Consider the following 984-nt stretch of genomic DNA (forward strand, 5'->3'; position numbering starts at 1 on the left):
TGCAGGTGCCAGGTCGAACTTGAAGTACGTCCCCTCCTTGCCGCAAAAGAATGCTTCGATTGCGAGCGCGATGCAGCGTTTGTCCGGACAGTATCCCCGTTATGGTTCTCGTCGCATCCGGATATTTCTGGGTCGTGATGGGATCGATATCGGCAAGGAGAAATGCGCTCGCCTATGGTCCGAGCAAGGCTTGCAAGTGCCAAAAAAACACAAGCGCCGACGAGTGGCAGGTAGTCGACCAAGGCCTCTGGCACCAGCGCAGATGAACTCGGTCTGGAGCTATGACTTCGTGTTCGACGCATGCGCTAACGGTCAGCAGCTCAAATGCTTGACTGTCGTTGATGAATACACGAGAGAATCCTTGGCGATCGATGTGGCAGGATCGATCCGATCAGGCCGCGTCATCGAGGTACTCTCGAAGCTGATCAGTGTGCGCGGCGCTCCTCGCTATCTGCGCAGTGACAACGGCCCGGAATTTGTCAGTGCTGCCTTGCTTAAATGGGTGACGGAACAAGGGATAGAATGCGCCCTGATTAATCCGGGCAAGCCCTGGCAGAATGGCACCACAGAAAGCTTCAACGGGAAATTCCGTGACGAATGCCTGGCCATGGAATGGTTCAGGAATCGCCTGGAAGCCAAGGTGGTGATTGAGGACTGGAGGCAGCACTACAATAAGATTCGTCCTCATTCCAGCTTGAACTACCAGACGCCGGAAGCGTTCAGCAAGAAAACAGGAAACACTTTATCAACCGGAGCTATTCCAAATTAAACTGGTCCGGAAAAACCGGGCAGGTCATAGGCTGCCTGGGCATTGATGTCGCGACCGGCCACGACAGTACGTATCGAACGTCACCCAAGAATATGCCGTACCTTCTTTGATCAAATACGCATCTGCACCACTTCAGAAACTATTACGGAACATTTTTAAAGTCATACATGTAAACCTCGTTCTCAAAATGATTCAAATATGGCCATCAACCCGAT

1 protein-coding gene is annotated in these 984 nt (G+C 52.0%); it reads left to right on the forward strand.

From position 1 onward, the window contains the following. Positions 1–769, forward strand: a 769-nt coding sequence (locus tag I5W_RS08310) for an IS3 family transposase (RefSeq protein ID WP_044528872.1), incomplete at its 5' end; no start/stop codon positions are given. Between the last annotated feature and the right edge of the window lie 215 nt (positions 770–984).

The organism is Herbaspirillum sp. B65, from assembly GCF_000333555.1.
In the GTDB taxonomy this organism is placed as follows: Bacteria; Pseudomonadota; Gammaproteobacteria; order Burkholderiales; family Burkholderiaceae_D; genus Herbaspirillum; species Herbaspirillum rubrisubalbicans.